Annotated in this window: 11 protein-coding genes; 2 read left to right on the top strand and 9 right to left on the bottom strand. The window is 67.7% G+C overall.

Annotation, left to right across the window (positions count from 1 at the left end):
* Positions 1-78 precede the first annotated feature (78 nt).
* Entirely contained in the window at positions 79-1,215 is a 1,137-nt protein-coding gene (gene prfB / locus A4H34_RS06215; RefSeq protein WP_009198999.1) for a peptide chain release factor 2, read from the bottom strand.
* 14 nt (positions 1,216-1,229) lie between these two features.
* Complete coding sequence (locus A4H34_RS11015) at positions 1,230-1,397, bottom strand: hypothetical protein (protein ID WP_009199000.1); 168 nt, start codon at positions 1,395-1,397, stop codon at positions 1,230-1,232.
* A 161-nt stretch (positions 1,398-1,558) separates the two neighbouring features.
* Between A4H34_RS11015 and A4H34_RS06210 the strand changes: the two genes are divergently transcribed.
* On the top strand, positions 1,559-2,470 hold the full coding sequence (locus A4H34_RS06210) for a phosphotransferase (RefSeq protein WP_064231402.1): 912 nt from the start codon (positions 1,559-1,561) through the stop codon (positions 2,468-2,470).
* A 61-nt stretch (positions 2,471-2,531) separates the two neighbouring features.
* On the opposite strand, the gene A4H34_RS06205 is transcribed toward A4H34_RS06210, so the two are convergent.
* Together A4H34_RS06205 and A4H34_RS06200 are read right to left on the bottom strand one after the other, a co-directional pair.
* On the bottom strand, positions 2,532-5,975 hold the full coding sequence (locus A4H34_RS06205) for an ATP-dependent DNA helicase (RefSeq protein ID WP_064231401.1): 3,444 nt from the start codon (positions 5,973-5,975) through the stop codon (positions 2,532-2,534).
* Positions 5,972-9,211 (bottom strand): ATP-dependent DNA helicase, encoded by a 3,240-nt coding sequence (locus A4H34_RS06200; protein WP_064231400.1) that lies wholly within the window; start codon positions 9,209-9,211, stop codon positions 5,972-5,974. Before A4H34_RS06200 ends, A4H34_RS06205 begins: the two co-directional genes overlap by 4 nt.
* A 405-nt stretch (positions 9,212-9,616) precedes the next feature.
* On the opposite strand from A4H34_RS06200, the gene A4H34_RS06195 reads away from it, so the two are divergent.
* Positions 9,617-9,844: a DUF3107 domain-containing protein gene (locus A4H34_RS06195; protein ID WP_009199004.1), complete on the top strand. Its 228-nt coding sequence runs from the start codon at positions 9,617-9,619 to the stop codon at positions 9,842-9,844.
* Between the two features lie 257 nt (positions 9,845-10,101).
* Here A4H34_RS06195 and A4H34_RS06190 read toward each other — a convergent pair whose 3' ends face one another.
* The 5 genes from A4H34_RS06190 to A4H34_RS06170 all read right to left on the bottom strand — a co-directional run bounded on the left by A4H34_RS06190 (position 10,102) and on the right by A4H34_RS06170 (position 16,030).
* Positions 10,102-12,105: a DUF2334 domain-containing protein gene (locus A4H34_RS06190; RefSeq protein ID WP_009199005.1), complete on the bottom strand. Its 2,004-nt coding sequence runs from the start codon at positions 12,103-12,105 to the stop codon at positions 10,102-10,104.
* A gap of 98 nt (positions 12,106-12,203) precedes the next feature.
* Positions 12,204-13,379, bottom strand: coding sequence for a non-hydrolyzing UDP-N-acetylglucosamine 2-epimerase (gene wecB / locus A4H34_RS06185; protein WP_064231399.1), 1,176 nt, complete (start codon positions 13,377-13,379; stop codon positions 12,204-12,206).
* A gap of 22 nt (positions 13,380-13,401) precedes the next feature.
* Positions 13,402-14,418 carry a hypothetical protein gene (locus A4H34_RS11390; protein WP_231870971.1) on the bottom strand — a complete coding sequence of 339 codons (1,017 nt, stop codon included), beginning with the start codon at positions 14,416-14,418 and terminating at the stop codon, positions 13,402-13,404.
* Positions 14,415-15,782: a glycosyltransferase family 2 protein gene (locus tag A4H34_RS06175; RefSeq protein WP_009199008.1), complete on the bottom strand. Its 1,368-nt coding sequence runs from the start codon at positions 15,780-15,782 to the stop codon at positions 14,415-14,417. The genes A4H34_RS11390 and A4H34_RS06175 overlap by 4 nt, the downstream gene beginning before the upstream one ends.
* Positions 15,779-16,030, bottom strand: a complete 252-nt coding sequence (locus A4H34_RS06170) for a hypothetical protein (RefSeq protein ID WP_040322738.1) — start codon at positions 16,028-16,030, stop codon at positions 15,779-15,781. The genes A4H34_RS06175 and A4H34_RS06170 overlap by 4 nt, the downstream gene beginning before the upstream one ends.
* Positions 16,031-16,111 lie beyond the last annotated feature (81 nt).

The following is a 16,111-nucleotide window of genomic DNA, read 5'->3' as shown; positions in this document are numbered from 1 at the left end:
CGAGCCTCTCTGCCGAATTGGAAAGCTCTCGGCTCGCCGGGCTGGCTGGCGCCGGCCGTTTGCGGGCCGGCGCCGTCGTCATTCTCCTTCGCCGGCCTTGACGCCCGTCGCCCGCCATCGGATGCCGGCGTCGATGAAGCCGTCGATGTCGCCGTCGAACACCGCCTCGGGGTTGCCCGCCTCGTATCCCGTCCGCAGGTCTTTAACCATCTGGTAAGGCTGGAGCACGTACGAACGCATCTGGTCCCCCCACGAGGCCTTGATGTCTCCGGCAAGCTCCTTCTTCTCGCGGGCCTCCTCCTCCTGTTTCAGGAGCAGGAGGCGCGATTGGAGCACTCGCATCGCAGCGGCCCTGTTTTGGATCTGGGACTTCTCATCCTGCATTGAGACGACGATCCCGGTTGGAATGTGGGTGATGCGGACCGCGGAGTCCGTGGTGTTGACGGACTGCCCGCCCGGGCCTGACGAGCGAAAGACGTCGACGCGGATGTCGGCTTCGGGAACGTCGATGTGGTCGGTTTGTTCAATGAGGGGGATGACCTCAACTGCGGCGAAGGAGGTTTGACGCCTTCCCTGGTTGTCGAAGGGGCTGATGCGCACGAGTCGGTGCGTTCCGGCTTCGACTGACAAAGTTCCGTATGCGTAGGGCGCACTGACCTCGAAAGTCGTCGATTTGATCCCCGCCTCTTCGGCGTACGACGTGTCGAGCACTTTGGCGCTGTAGCCGCGGCGCTCGGCCCATCGCAGGTACATGCGCTGGAGGATCTGGGCGAAATCGGCGGCGTCGACCCCGCCGGCCCCCGAGCGTATCGTCACGACGGCCTCGCGCTCGTCGTACTTGCCGGACAGCAGCGTGCGAATCTCAAGCTCGGACATGTCGGCGCCGACTTGTCCGAGCTCGCGCTCAAGGTCCGAGTAGAGCTCCGCGGCCGTCTCAGGGTCGGAGCCGGCTTCCTCGTCGGCCATCTCTTTGAGCGTCTCGAGGTCGTCCAACGCGGCGGACATGGCATTGATTTTGTCCAGTTCGGCCTGGGCGTGCGAAAGCTTGGACGTGACGGATTGGGCCTTGTCTTGGTCGTCCCAAAGGTCGGGAGCGGCCGACGCCTCCGTCAGCTCGGCGATGCGCTCGCGCAGCCCCTCCGGATTCGACACGGAGGAGATCTGCTGGAAGGTCTTTCGCAGAGCTTCGATTTCTGCCTGATGATCGGTTGCCACGGCCCAAGGCTACCTCATGGCGCCTCGATTGCCCGCAGTTTGGCCGAGCTCGTCGCGCCGATGCGCACGGATCGCGGCCCGAAGCCGTCGATGGACAGGCCTTCGGCCTCCCGTTGCGGATCAAGGCTTTCGCGCCGAACCATTTCGCGGACTTTCGCTTCGACATCGCGGATCGTCTTCATGGTTCGTAGACTAGACGGGGCGAAAACAGGACGCCGGCCGCCATTCACACCCTGTGGATAAGCGCCTCTCACCTGTGGATAAATCCGGCTGCTGAGAAGGTACGGTACCCAAAGCGGTGTGTAAAGAGGCATAGGCCATCGAAACGACGTAGGTTAACAACGTGAGCAATTCTCTGTATCTCGCAGCCCTCGCCGTGGCGGCGATCGACGGCTTGGAAGCCGTGAGCACGCGGCCGCCCTTCGTCAACACGGACGATTACGTCTCAGGCGGAGTGCTCGACGCGCACGGACGCCACTGGATGGTCAAATGCCCGAAGAACTCGCACGCTGCGACGATCATCGAAGCCGAGGCGGCCCTCGCGCCCAACCTCCTTCGGGAGCTGCGGCGCGGCAACCTTCCCTTCGACATCCTCCGCCCGGCCGGCTTCGTTCACGCGGCGACCGGAGGGCGGGCCGTCATCTGCCCGCAGCCTTTCGGAACGGCAATCGACTGGGAGGACATCGGGCGCGACCAGGCGCGCGAAATCGGGCGGGTCATCGCCTCCATCCATTCGCTTTCGCACGACGTCGTCGCCGACGCCGGCCTTCCCGTCTACAGCGCGACCGACTGGCGCATGCGGCTGTTCACCGAGCTCACCGACGCCGACGAGGCGAGCTCCCTCCCCCTCAACCTCCTTGAGCGCTGGGAGGACGCTCTGGAAAAGTCCTCGAATTGGAAATTCGAGCCGACCGTCGTCCACGGCGACATCGACGCCGAGAACTTCCTGTGGTCCGACGGCGGAATAGCCACCGTCACCGGCTTCGGCGAGGCGAAGGTGGCCGACCCGGCGATGGACCTTGCCCCCTTCCTCTCCTTGGAAGAAAACGTCTACGCCGCCGTCATAGACGCCTACGAGCACACCCGCGGCGCCGGCATCGACGACGCGATGTATTCGCGCATGCTGCTCATGTCCGAACTGGCCATCCCCAGGTGGCTCATGCACGGTGTGCGCACGAACAACGCCTCGATCCAGAAAGAGGCGCGAAGCATGCTTGACGACCTGTCCAAGCAGGTCGCCGAGGCCGAATCTTAAACGGCCTGCGCCTCCCCCAAGTTGGCCTCCACAGGCCGATTTCAAGCGGGCCGCCGCGGGCTCACACTCCGCCGGGCCTCCACAGGCCGATCCCCGCTTCCATCCCCGCGGCGAGCGAATCCTCGATGCGCCGGGCCACCTCCTCTTCCGTCAGTTTGGCCGCAGCGAGCGTCTGCCTGCCTTCCGGCTCTCGCAGATAGACGAAGCATGCGCCGACGTCCGCTATGTCGCGCCCGTGGGCGCGGGCCCACGCGAGCCGATAGATCGCGAGCTGCAGCTCCCGGGAAGCCAAGGCCTCCCCGTCGGGGCGCCGCCCCGTCTTCCAATCGACGATCGTCACCTCCGAAAGGCCCGGCTCGGCGGAGGTGTCGAGGACGGCGTCGATCGTGCACCGCACGACGCGCCCGCCGATCACCGCCGAAAGGCTCTCCTCGACGGCGATCGCCGGCATACGCGCCCACCTGCTTGCCTTGAACGCCTCGAGCAGACGGGCCTCCTCTTCGCGCGTGAGGACGTCCATGTCGACAGGCTGCTCCCCCTGCGCCATGACCGAGTCGATGTCGAGCCTGGCGGGACGTTCGTAGAACTCGGCGATGCGCGAATGCACCTCGGTTCCTGTGCGCGCCGCGCGGCTCGGACGCTGCGGCGTCGGCCGGCGCCATTGGGCGAGAAAGGCCGCGGGGTCTTCGTTGAGGTGGACGACGTCGGTGGCCGTGACGTACGGGCGCTCCGGCACGGCCGGGCGGGACGCCGCCTCGCGCTCGCGGATGAGAAGGTCGGCGCTCCGCCGCCACATTGCGACGCGCTCGGGCGGGACGGGGCTTTCCCCGGAATCGCCGGAGCCGCCCCCGGAGCCGTCGGGTCCGGAGGCATGCCCGGCGCCGGGGCCGGCGCGGACGACGTCGGCCGGCCACAGCGGCAGATCGGCGTTCGCGTAGTCGATGACGGGCTCGGGCGGGCCTCCGGTCCGCTCAGTCGCCTCCGCAAGGGGCATCGTCGCGGTGCACTCCTCGGTCAGCTCCGACGGCCATTCCGGGCCGGCGACGTCGGCCGCGGGGAGGACGCTCGCGCCCTTGCGAACGTCGTCGAGGAAAACCGAGCGCGGCAGGAGGCTGACGGCGTCGCCCTCGACGAAGGACGGGGGGATCTCCTTGGCGGCCAGTCCGTATCCCGCCAGGAAGAGCTCCTCCTGGGGCCGCGTGAAGGCGACGTAGGCGAGGCGGCGGGCCTCGGCGTTTTCGTGCGCGGGGATGTCGGCGCGCAGGAATCGGCTGTAGGCCAGGGCGGCGTCGAGCTTCTCGGAGAAGTCGCTCGGGCGGAATCGGGGAAGGTGCGCGCGGTCGGCCCTGAGGGGGAACGGGAAGACGGAGGGGTCCGTGGTCCATGACTTGCCAGACTCCTTTTCGGAGAACTGGGTGGAGACCATTTCCGGGATGGCGACCAGGTCCCGCCATTCGAGGCCTTTGGCGGCGTGGACCGTCAAGATTTGGACCACGCCGGCGTGCACCTCGACCTCCTCCGACGCGTCGATTCCGGCTTCCTCCTCTCCCCCGTATTCGTGGCGTTCGACGAGGTCGAGCCAGTCGACGAAGTCTCGGACCGAGGCCCCCGGATGGGCGGCCGAATACCCACGTGCCAATGCGACGAACGAGTCGAGGGACGTCCGCACCCGCTGGGAGCCTTCGGCTCGGGAGGCTGCGGCAAGGTCGAGGCCCAGCTGCGAGATGCATTTCTCAACGAGGTCGGCGAGGGGCAGGTGGACCGAGGACCGCAGCGAGGCCAGCGATTTCGAAACGAGGCTCAGGCGGTCGAAGGCCGCCGAATCCAAGGCCAAGCCTCGAGAGCCGACCCACTCCGGGTCGGGAAGGCGGCTGACCGCCTCGACGAGGCCGGCCTCGGCGCGAGGGTCGAGCGGCGCATCGCCCACGGACCGCCGCGCCAGCTCCCAAGACCATTCGCGGAGCGCCCTCATGGCGTCGCTGCCCACGCCCCAGTGGAGCAGCAGCCGCACGAGCAGCCCGCCGTGCGACGGGCGGGCGAGGACGCCGAGCGCCGCGCGCACCGTGACGATTTCCGGGCGTTCGATGAGGCTCTCGCCTCCCACGATCTCGTATGCGATCCCCCTTTCGCGCAGCGCGTCCGCGACCCGTTCGATCGAGGAGCGCTTCCTGCAAAGGACGGCGATCTCCGGCTGAGCGGCGCGCGTGCGGGCGACCTCGGCCTGAACGTCCTCGATCCTCCGGGCGATCGCCCGGTAGGAGTCCTCGGCGAACAGCGGGCGGGCTTCGACGACGCGCCCGAGGCCGCAGCCCGGCCTCGCCTTGAGCTTGCGCACTCCGGCGGCGGCCTCATCGAGGGGCGCTGCGACGGCGTTCGCCGCGTCGAGGATCGCCGCGTCGGAGCGGAAGGAGGTCGAGAGCGTCAGGCGACGAACCGGCGCCTCGCCCGCGAAGGCGACCGCGAAGTCCGCCAGCGCGTTGGCGCTCGCCCCGCGCCAGCCGTAGATCGCCTGGTTGGGGTCGCCCACCGCGCACACGGACCTGCCCTCGCCCGCCCCGCCGAGCGCGCGGCGGAGGAAGACGGCCTGGTTGACGGAGGTGTCCTGGTATTCGTCGAGCAGCACAAGGCGGTGCCTCGAGGCCGTTTCCTCGCCGATCCGCCCGTACCGCCCGAGCACTTCGGAGGCGGTCGCGACCTGGTCGGCGAACTCGACCAACCCGAGGCTCCGCTTGCGCTCCATGTAGGCCTCGACGGCGGGAAGGCACGCCAACTGCAGGGCGAAGTCCGCCTTCGTCAGGGCCCTCCAGTCCCTTTTGAGCCGCTCCCATTCGGCCGATTCCATCCCGGCATCGGCCATGTCGCCCTTCGTGAACTTCCTGGGGTCCTCCCCAAGGCGTTCGAGGGCCGCGGCCTCGCCCTCGAAGAACTCCCGCATCCGCTCGACGGAAACCCCGTTGTCGATCCCCCCGGCGGCGAGGCGCAGGGCGACCTCGACGATGCGCGCGTGGCTGTGGCGAGAGGCGACGTCGGGGTCGACGGCGCCTTCGGCGACGACGGAGTCCATGAGCTGGAAGCGCTCGGCATCGGTGACGAGCCGCGCCGTCGGGTCGGCGCCCACGAGCATTCCGTACGAGGCGGCGATGTCGGACGCGAAGGCGTTGTAGGTGGAGATCGTCGGCCGGGCGAGGGAGGATCGCGAGATCTGCCCCGTATGCGGCAGCATCCCGGCGGCCCGCAGGCGCCCGAGGGCCCGGTCCACGCGCTGGCTCAATTCGCCCGCAGCCTTGCGGGTGAACGTCAGGCCGAGCACCTCCTCGGGCGAGACGCGGCCCGCAGCCACGTGATAGGCGATTCGATTGGCCATCGTCGCCGTCTTCCCCGACCCTGCGCCCGCCGTCACGAGGATCGCGGCGTCCTCGGACTCGATGACCTCGCGCTGTTCGGGCGTCGGCATGCGGTCGCCCGCGAGCCGGCGCATGACCCGCTCGTACGTCGCCTCGCTCACGAGGTCAGCCTTCCTTGGGATTTGGCCGGGCACAGCGAGACGAAACGGCACGTGCGGCAGGCTTGCGACGGGCGCGCGGGAAATTCGCCGCCTTGCAGCAGGCGGCCGGCCTGCCTCAGGCGCTCCTCTGCGAGCGCCTTGCCTTCCGGGCCGAGCGGCCGCTGTTCGCGCTGCGCGGGCAGATTCGTTTTCTTCAGCGTCTGTCCGAGATAGACGAGCGCCGCCCCGCCGTCCGCCGGGAGGCCGGATTTGCCCATCGCCCACTGGTAGAGCTGCAGTTGGACGTTGTCCTCGGCCTGCTTGGCCGAGACCGTGTGCTTGCCGGTTTTGAAATCGACGATCCGCCTCGCTGCGCCGTCGTGCTCGACCCTGTCGATCTTGCCGCTGAGCACGACGCCGTCCTCCATCTCCACCGATATCCGCCGCTCGACCTCGGCGCTGCCGCCGCCGCGGGCGAAGTCCTCGAGATAGGAGGCAAGCCCCTCGACGAGGATGCGCGCCCGGGCGTACTCGGCCTGCGCGGCCACGGGGTCCTCAGGCTTGTCGAAAGCCGCCCAGCTGGCCTCGAAGTCGCCCATGATCTCCTCGCGGCTCGCACCAGCCGACCTTTCGGCGATCGCGTGGACGAGCGTTCCGATGTCGGCCGTCCTCCTGTCGTCCGAATCCTCCGCCCCCACGAGAGAAAGGAAGCCCCTCAGGGGGCAGTCGAGCATCGTTTCGACGCGCGACGGCGAGACGACGACGGTTCCGCCCGCCTCGATCCCCCTCGACGGCGTCGGCTCAAGGGCCTCGGCCCACGTGCACCGATCGGCCTGCCGGAATCCGGCCTCGCGCAGGCGCGCAAGGACCTCCTCAGCCTCCCGCCCGCCGGCTCCGGACCGGCGTATGTCCGCCACCAGGCCGACGACGTCGAGCTCGCCCTCGGCCGCCCGCGGGCTTTCCAAGACGAGACGGCCGGACGCCGCGGCAGCGTGGCGCACGCCGTCGGAGTCGAGCGCGGCGGAAGGGCCCTTTGCGTCGGCGACGTCGGGCGATCCGCCGGACTGACGGGCGTCGCCCGAGCCTTGCCGGCCCGCGGAGGCGGCGTCCCGGAGCTCCTCGGGCACAAAGCCCATGAGCTCGAAGAAGCGCGAGGGGCGCGCCTCCTCCGAATCCACGCAGGTGAGCAGAAGCTCGCCGTCGGCGCGGGTGACCGCGTGGTGGAGCTGGCGCAATTCGTCGTCGAGGATCTCCTCGTAGGCCTGGCGGCGTCCGGCGAGCCCGTCCGCGCCGGCGCCGGGGTCGCGCCCCGTGACGATCTGGGCCAGCCTTCCGGTCGCCGTGTACGCGTCTCGCAGCCGCATATTCGGCCACAGGCCGTCCTGGAGCCCCGCGACGATGACGAACTCCCATTGCCTGCCGATCGAGGCGTTCGGAGTGGTCAGCGTCACCGTTTGGGCGGCGGCTCCTGCCCGGGCGATCGAGTCCTCAGGCAGATCGTGCGTCTGGAGTTCGTCGAGTACGACGTCGACGGGGACGTCGACGTCCCTGTCCGCCATGCGCTGGGCCACGCGGAAAAGCTGGATGACCGAATCGAGCGCCGAGTCGGCCGCATCCCCGGCAGTCCCGCCGCGCAGAGCGGCCTCGCGCCATTCCTCGGCCTTGCCGCTGCTTTCCCACGCCGCCCACAGCACTTCCTCGGCCTGGCGGTTCGAGCGCTCGGCCGCTTCGCGCACGGTTTCGAGCATTCTGGCCGCGCGCAGCAGATCGCCGATCCCCTTGGGGGCGACCTCGCTCAGACGCGAAGGTCCTTCGGCCGCGAGGGACAAAAGCTCGGATTCGCTGCGGCTTCCCCCTCGGGCGAGCTCTCCGCCACGCAGAATCCTGCCGATCTGGCGCAGGCGGAGGGGGTCGATTCCCACGAGGGGACCGGTCAGCACGCGGACGAGCTCGGCGCTGCCGGACGCTCTGTCAAGGGCGAGGCGAACGAGCGAGAGGAGCGCGTCCACGGCGGGCTCCTCTCGCAACGGGCGGTCGGTTCCTATCTGCCCCACGGGAACCCCGCGGCGCACGAGGGCGGCGCGCAGTCCGGGGTGCGTCGAACGCGACCTCGTGACCACGGCCATCTCGGAATAGGGGATTCCCCGCAAAAGGCGCGCCTCGCGCACGGCCCGCGCTATGGCCGCCGCCTCTTCCTCCGGGTGGACGAAGCGTCGCGCACTCACGCTGTCGGGCCGCTCGGCCGCCTTCGGGTTGCGCTGGCGGACTGCTCCTCCGCCGACGCGAACGGCCTCGGCGAGGGCGTCGGCGACCCCGGCGATCTTCGGCCCCCCGCGATGCCGCTGCCGCAGAGGGACCGTTCGGCTGCCGAGCCCGCGCGGAGCCGGGGCGGCGACGTCGCCGGGAAGCGAGGCGACGCCGCCCCTGAAGCCCTGCACCGCGCAGTCGGGGTCGCCCGTGGTGACGACGGAGGCCCCGTCGGCGGCCAGCTCCGCGAGCAAACCGAGCACCGACCGCGGCGCGTTGTGGATGTCCTCGACGATGACCCAGTCCCATCGCGGCCGCGGGTGCGGCCCGGGGACGTTCGCCTCCCAGTCCCGCAAGATCGCGGTCGCCGCTCCGACGAGATGGGCGTGGTCGAGCCGGTCGGGAGCGTCGGCGGCCCCGGCAAGCGCGTCGCGCGCCGTCGTCACGCCTTCGTACAGGCCCAGAAGCTGGCCCCCCGCGACCCACATCGGTTCGCCGTGTTTTCGCCCCAGATCCTCGAGCCGCCGAGGCGAGAGCCCCAATTCGCACGCGCGAGTGAGGAGGTCGCGCATTTGAGCGCGGAAGCCACGCTGCCTCCTGAGGTCGTCGTCGACGAAATCGGGGAACTCGACGCCGGCTTCGGGGTCGGCGAGTATGTCGGACAGCAGCGCGTCTTCCTCCGGGCCGGAGATAAGCTCGGGCTCGCGCCTTCCCACCGCCTGCGCGTAGCTCTGGACGATCCCGTAGCAGAAGGAGACGAGCGAGCGGACGCTCACCCGCTCCGAGAGGGAGCCGTTCGTCAGCGACACGGCCGATTGCAGCGAGGAAGCGGCCCGCCTGTCGAGGGTGAGGACGGCGATGCGGCGGCCCAACGCCGCCTCGCGTGCGACGAGCGCGGCGACGACGGCGGATTTGCCCGTGCCCGGGGCGCCCAGAAGGCTGACGCGGCACGGTGCACGGCACGCCTCGAGGGCTGCGCTCTGCCACCGGTCGAGCTGCACGTCGCTCACCCTCCTCCTTCTGGCCCAAGGGCCCGCTCTCGCAAAGCATCCGGCTCGGCGCCGGATCGGACTGCGCCGCCGCCTGCGCGGGCAAGCCCGCAAAGACAAGCCTGCGCGCCCGCGATTCGCCGCGGTTGCCCGACCTCTGCGTTCGGCGCCAGAAGCGCCCGCGGGCCCGCGCAAGGTCCAACGTCCATACGAAGTCCAACACAAGGGTACGGTCCCAAACCGACGCATGCGGCCCGACTCCCCCGAGTTCGCCCCGAGCTGGGCGCAGACGGCCCGGCGAGCGGCTAAACCCCCGCGTCCGGCGAGAGGCTCAGCCCCTCCGCGTTAGGCCCTCGACGAACACGCCGGCGAAGGCGGGCCGGTTGCGCATTATGCTTGGTCTCGTCCCAAACCCGAGGAGTCTCTATGAAAGTCCAAATAGCCGTGCGCAATGTCCAAAGCGAAGTGGAGATCGACGTCGATCTGACCCTCGATGACCTGAAGAAGGCGTTCACCGACGCCGTGGAGACGGGCAAGCCCCTCATCCTCTCGGACAAAGACGGCAGAACCGTTTTCATCCCGGCCGACGCCGTGGGATACATCAGCACGTCCACCGGCGAGACACGCCGCGTGGGCTTCGGCTTCACCAGTTGACGAGCTTTCGCCTCGCCGACTGAGGGGGCCGGCTCCGCAAAACGGCCCGTCGCGAGCGACGAGCAGCCAGAGCAAAAGGGCAATCGCCGGTCGCGAGCGACAGGCGTCAAGACGACGTCGAAGCGTCAAGACGACGAACAGCCGGCCCAGAAGATGAAGGCAGGCCCACGCCGCATCGGGGCGTGGGCCTGCCTTTCGCCTTGGATCGAAGGCCGCGGGCTTGTCTTGCCCGAGGGCTTCTCAGCCGAGGGACTGTGTCAGTTGAGTCTGGTCGCCGGGGTGAAGGTGTAGCCGAGCTCCTTGATCCCCTTGACCGCGACCTTCAGCTCGCTGAGCGGGTAGTCGGGGTGGAAGAAGAAGCTGGCGTTGCCGTCGGTCACGACGAGGTTCTTCTTGGCGTTGTTCACGAGGTCTGCCCCGGAACGCGGCGGGTGGTTGTTGTAGGACTCGGGCTCGTAGTTGCCGAGATTCTCGGGCAGAACCTTGGTGCCGTAAATGTTCTTCACGGTGTAGGGGTAGAAGAGGCCGAAGTTGCCCTTGTTCCCCGCGTTGTCCTTGTTGAGCATTCCCGGGAAGAAGAGCTCGCGCTCGTAACGGGTGGAATAGGCCTTTTTCATGCCGAGGTAGGAGTTCCACGAGGCCGCGTAGTGGGGCGTCTCGAAGAGCTTGGTCTTGCCCAGGCCGACGCGCTTGAGCTCGGACTTGCCGAGGGACACGCGGTTGGCCGCCCAGTTGACGGAGTCCGAGGGGACCGGCCCGGCCAGCTGAACCCACGTGTCGGTCTTGCATTCGACCGGCGTCCCGCCGTTCTGCTGGGCCGTGCACCAGGAGCGGTAGAACTCGAAGTCGTCGGCGCTGACCCCGTTGTACGGGTTGTTCAGCTTGCCGTACTGGTGGGTGGTTCCGTGCTGGACGATGGTTCCGCCGTGCCGCTGGGCGTACTTGAGCAGCTTGAGCAGCTCAGGGTTCTGGTCGAAGGTCTTCGTCAAGGACTGGCCGTTGTTGTAGACCCCGTTGGCATCGACGTAGTACGGGATGGCCGCGATCTGGAAGGGAACCTTTTCCGAGATCAGGTAGTCGATGAGCGGCTTGAGGTCGTTGACCTCGGTGTTCGGGCTGACGTCTTCGATGCGGATCGCGGCCTTGCGCGAGGGCGCCTGGCCGTCGCGGCTCAGGAGGCCGTCGACGATGTCGGCGTAGGCGAGGTAGCGATCCGTCTCGTTGATGTAGGTCAGTGCAATCTCGCCGATGTAGGTCAGGCCCGAGGAGCGGACGGCCCACGGGTACTGCGAGCCGGTCGTCTGGGCAATGGACCCGCAGTTTGCGGCGTTGCCGGCCTGGTCCTTGCAGTTGGCCTGGGCCAGCACTTCGACCTTGTCCTTGTCGACGACGTGCGGGGCGATGATGCCGCTGGTGTTGTCGTCAGCCCGGGTGAGTTCCTGGGACTTGTAGCTCACGGTAGAGACCTTGTCAAGGGAGTCGATGTAGGACGTCGACGGATCCCATCCGAACCTGGCGACGAACGCCTGGCGGTCGTCGTCGTTCTTCGCGAGCTGCCAGATGTTGAAGCCGGACCACAGCACCTTGGCGTCGCCGGTGAGGACGTCCTCGATGAAGGCGCGCGGGAGCGGCTCGTCGTAGTTCGATCCGACGTACATGACCGCCGTGTAGCGGCCCGCCAGGCCGGAAGTGTATTCGGAGACGGGAAGGGCGGTCACGCTGCCTTTGTGGCTGGCGAGCATCCCGGTCCCCAGCGCGTAGTATTCGCCGAGCTGCTTGTACTCCCCGTGGGTGTCATAGAGCACGAGGGCCTTGGCGGAGGCATTCTTGTTCCCCCACACCTTGGCGGAAGCAGGAACGGCCGGCACCTTGCGGGCAAGCTTGCGCTTTGCCGGCTGCTGGGCCTTCTTGGCGACGGCCTGCGGGGACTCCTTGAGGTTGACGGTCGCGCCGGAGTCGAGCGACAGCGGAAGCGCCCGCTTCTTGGCGGCCACGGGCTCGGGCACGCTGCGAACGGGATTGTCGCCCGTCACCGAGGCTGAGCCGTCGCCTCCGTCCTTTGCGGCCTTGGCCGCGGCAGGAGTCTGCTTTCCTCCGCCGACCCCCAAGAGGCTGGCGGGGGCGGAAGGCGATCCGTCCGGATCGTCGGCATAGGCCGGGCCCAAGACGAACATGGACGAGCCAATGCCCATTGCCACAAGCGCGGCGCTCAACCGCCGCTTCCGTGAGCCGCGCGAAGCGGACATGACTTTGATTTGCATAGTTTGTTTCCCTTTCAGCGCGCCCACCGGCGAGGGAGGGCATCGTGGATTGTCAACGTCGGCCGAACGTTTATACCAGGGATCGCCCGGCCGACGGCCTATTGCCGAGCCGGGTCGAAGTCGGCGACTGCCTCGCCTCGCCCGAACAGCTCCGCGGTCGCGGCTAGAACGCGCTGGCAGGCGCGTCCGTCGCCGTAGGGGTTGACCGCGTGCGCCATGGCCGCGTAGGCGTCGGCATCGTCGAGAAGACGAGAGGCTTCGGCAAAGATTCGGTCGGAATCGGTTCCGACGAGTCGGGCGACGCCGAATTCGACCGCTTCGGGCCGTTCGGTGTTCTCCCGCAAAACTAGGACGGGCTTGGAAAGCGCGGGCGCCTCCTCTTGGACTCCGCCCGAATCCGTGAGGACGATGTCCGCCCTGTTCATCACCGTACAGAATGCCCCGTAAGCAAGAGGCTCCGTGACAATGATATTCGACAGCACGCTCACATGGGGCAGGAGGGCCTCGCGCACCTTCGGATTGCGATGGACAGGAAGGGCGAAGACGACGTCGGGGTGCTCCCGGGCCAGGCGCGCCACGGCCTCCCCTATGCGCTCCATCGGCGCGCCCCAGGATTCGCGGCGGTGGGCCGTCACCAGCACGAGCCTGTGCGAGGGGTCGGAGACGGCCGCGTCGAGAGCCGCGTCCCCGCTGGGCACATACCGTTTGACGGCATCGAGCAAGGCGTCGATGACGGTGTTTCCGGTCACGTGGATGGTCTCGGACGCGAAGTTTTCGCGAAGGAGATTCTCCTTGCTCGCGGGCGTGGGCGGAAGGTGGAGGGCGGCAAGCTGGCCGATAAGCCGTCGGTTGCCCTCCTCCGGGAAGGGAGACCATATGTCCCCCGTGCGAAGGCCCGCCTCGACGTGGACGACGGGAAGCTCGTGGTAGAAGCCCGCCAGGGCGGCGGCGAAGGCCGACGTCGTGTCGCCTTGGACGAAGACTGCATCCGGCCTGCGATCCTCGATGACGCGGCCCACTCCTTCGAGAGTGCGCGTGGTCACCTGCGTGAGCGTCTGGCCCGGGCTGTGGATGTCCAGGTCGACGTCGGCGGCAATGCCGAAGAAATTGTGGACCTGGTCGAGCATTTCCCGATGCTGGCCCGTCACCGCGACGATCGGGCGGAAGCGCGCGTCGTGGTTGAGGGCGTGGACAAGCGGGGCCATCTTGATGGCCTCGGGGCGCGTCCCGTAGACGAGCATGACGTCGATGGGTTCGGCAGGAGAATTGGTCATGGTTGTGTTGCCCCTTCAGGCTTTACGATCCTTTGGCGATATTTGTGAAGGTGACTGCGGCGTCTTCCGTGTAGAGGGCGACGCTTCCCGAAGGGTAGGGCCTCTCGGAGTCGGTGACGTCGGCCAGATGCTCGCCGTCCACCGAAACCGTGAACTGGGCCGGCCCCTTCTGCTCGACGGTCACTTTGTAGCTCCCTCCGACGGGGAACTTTCGCGCGTCCCCGCTGGCGAGGAACCGTTGGCTCCCCTTGTAAGCCGGGTCCTGCTTGGATATCTCCCATCCGTTGGGCTTGAGGACGACGGCGTAGAAGTGGCTCGGATCCTGATACCGGAAAAGGAACCAGCCGACCTCCCATGGGTTGGGCTTGCCTTTGCGCACTTGAGACGTGGTCTTGACGGTCGCGCCGACGGTGCCCGACCCGCCTGCCTCGGCCACCACGAGCGCAGCATGGGTGTCCCTTTTCTGCGCGGCCGGCGTCGGGTGGAGATTGACGGCGCCCCCGTCGCACGCAACCTCTCCGTAGCCGGTGTAGACGACCTTCCAGCCGCCGCATTCCTCCCCGCTGCGGAAGAAGAGGATTCCCGCCAGAACGAGGCCGGCCCCCACGAGCAGCCCGAGGAAGAAGACGACCGGGCGGCGGCGGGCCCTTCCGCCCCGCACAACGGGGGCCGAGGGGTCTGCCTCGCTGCCGAGGGCGGCCGAGGTCTCGCCTGCGGCGACGCCGCCCCGCCCCGGCCCTTCGACGGGCGGCGGGGCGTTCGTCTTCCCGGCCCGAACGCGAGCATTGGCCACGTTCGCGCCGAGCGAGGGAACGCGGGCGTTCATGGGGAAACTCGGGGCCCCGGCCTGCTGTGCCGAGCCGGCCTGTGCCGAGCCGGCTTGGCTCGCGGAGGCCGAAGCCTCGGCGTCGGCCTGCCCGCTCGTCTCCGTTTCCTCGGCCCCCGAGCCTTTTTGCGTCAGGAACAGGTCGTTGAGAATCGCCGGGCTGAGGGACCACGCCCTCGAGGCCTTCTTAGAGTTGTCTTTGAAATGTTTCACGTGGCCTGCCCAACCGCCACAGCCGGAGCGGCGGCATCTTGAGGTTCCTCAGCCTCGCGCGCAGTCTTCGCCCAATTCGTACGGTTGGACATCGCCCTTCCCACAGCCCACCAACCGGGAATGTAGCCGAGCATGCCGTAGAAAACGAATATGTGCGAACACCCAATCGCCTTAAAAATTGAAAATTTATTTACCCGCTCTATGCGCCAATATATGTATCCATACGCTTGAGCAGGCCCAAAGGCGAGAACGTACGCGAGTATGAGCCACTCCCAATGCTGCGGCACCCCCCGAATCGCCCAATAAATCGACATTCCCAAGGCGATGATGAAGGAGACGGTCAAAAGGGACGCCGTCAGAACCAAATAGGGTGTGAGGATCTGGAAGAGGGTGTCGGTGCGCGCCCGCCCGCGATGTCCGCGAACGACGGACTTGTACAGCGACATAGCCTGCAGGTTTCCCTGGAACCAGCGGGTCCTCTGGCGCATGAGGCGCCCGAAGTTGGTGACGCCCTGCTGGTGGACGGACGCCTCGCGGCAGAACTCGTTGACCCACCCGCTGGCGTTGAGCCGGATTCCCAGGTCGAAGTCTTCGGTAAGCGACTCCGACCACGGATTCGGTCCGAGGGCGTCGAGCGCGGAGAGCCTGACGAATTGGCCGTTTCCTCCCATTCCGACGCTCCCGAGGTGGCGCCGCCCCCTCTGGAAGACCTCAATGAAGATGACGAACTCCATGTCCTGCATCCTCGCCAGGAGCGAGCGCCTGCGGTTGTTGATCCGCACGCCCATCTGGACCGCGCCCACCTCCGGGTCGGCGAAGGAAATCCTGGCTTCGGTAATGGCATGGGGGTCGAGCCGCCCGTCGGCGTCGACCACGCCGACGACGACGTCGTTCGCCGAGCCCGTGACGTAGCGCTGGCGCACGAGGTCGAGGGCGGCGTTGAGGGCCTCGCCCTTGCCCAGGCGAGCGTTGGGCAGGACGCGCCGCATGACGGAGACTCGCGGATCGCCGATGCTCTCAACCAAATCGGCGGTGCCGTCTTCCGAGCCGTCGTCGATGACGAGGATGTGGACGTCCGGAGCGGGGGAAGCCAGAAGGGCCTTGACGCTGGCGACGATGACCTCGGCCTCGTTCAGACAAGGTATGAGAATGACCATCCTCGGCCTGGCAAGCTGCGTCGAGCCTTCGGTGGTTTCAGCCGCTTTGAGGACCGCCCTCCTGCGCGCCGCGCGCTTGCGCGGGGCCGAACGCGAAAGCACGAGGAGGACGAGCCCGTAGACGACCGTCACGAAGACCATGAGGAGCGCGCCCCACCACCCGATTGCGTCGAGCACTTGCACGAAGCGCGGCGATGCGGCGGTCACTCGAATTCTTCCGCCGTCGCGCCGTCGGCGAAGTGCCGACCGAGGGGGGCATGGGGCCGCTTCACGGACGACGCCCCTCTGACGCGAGCGATGAAGTCCGAGAAGAGGAAGATGAGGGACAATGCGATGAATACCAACCCGGCGAGGTCGACGAACAGACGCGCAAGCAACAGGGGGAGCGACCCCGTCGGCAGTCCGTTGCCAAGGACGAGCAGTCCCGTACCGGAGGCTAAAGGCAGGTAGTGCATAAGGTTTCCATTCAGTTTTGCCCGCGATGGCGTGCAATTTTTGGTGAGGAGTGAGTGGAAGGATTGATCTCAATTTATCCT

The sequence above is a fragment of the Peptidiphaga gingivicola genome (genome assembly GCF_001652275.1).
Classification (GTDB): domain Bacteria; phylum Actinomycetota; class Actinomycetes; order Actinomycetales; family Actinomycetaceae; genus Peptidiphaga; species Peptidiphaga gingivicola.
This window is presented reverse-complemented; position numbering and strand designations above follow the sequence as displayed.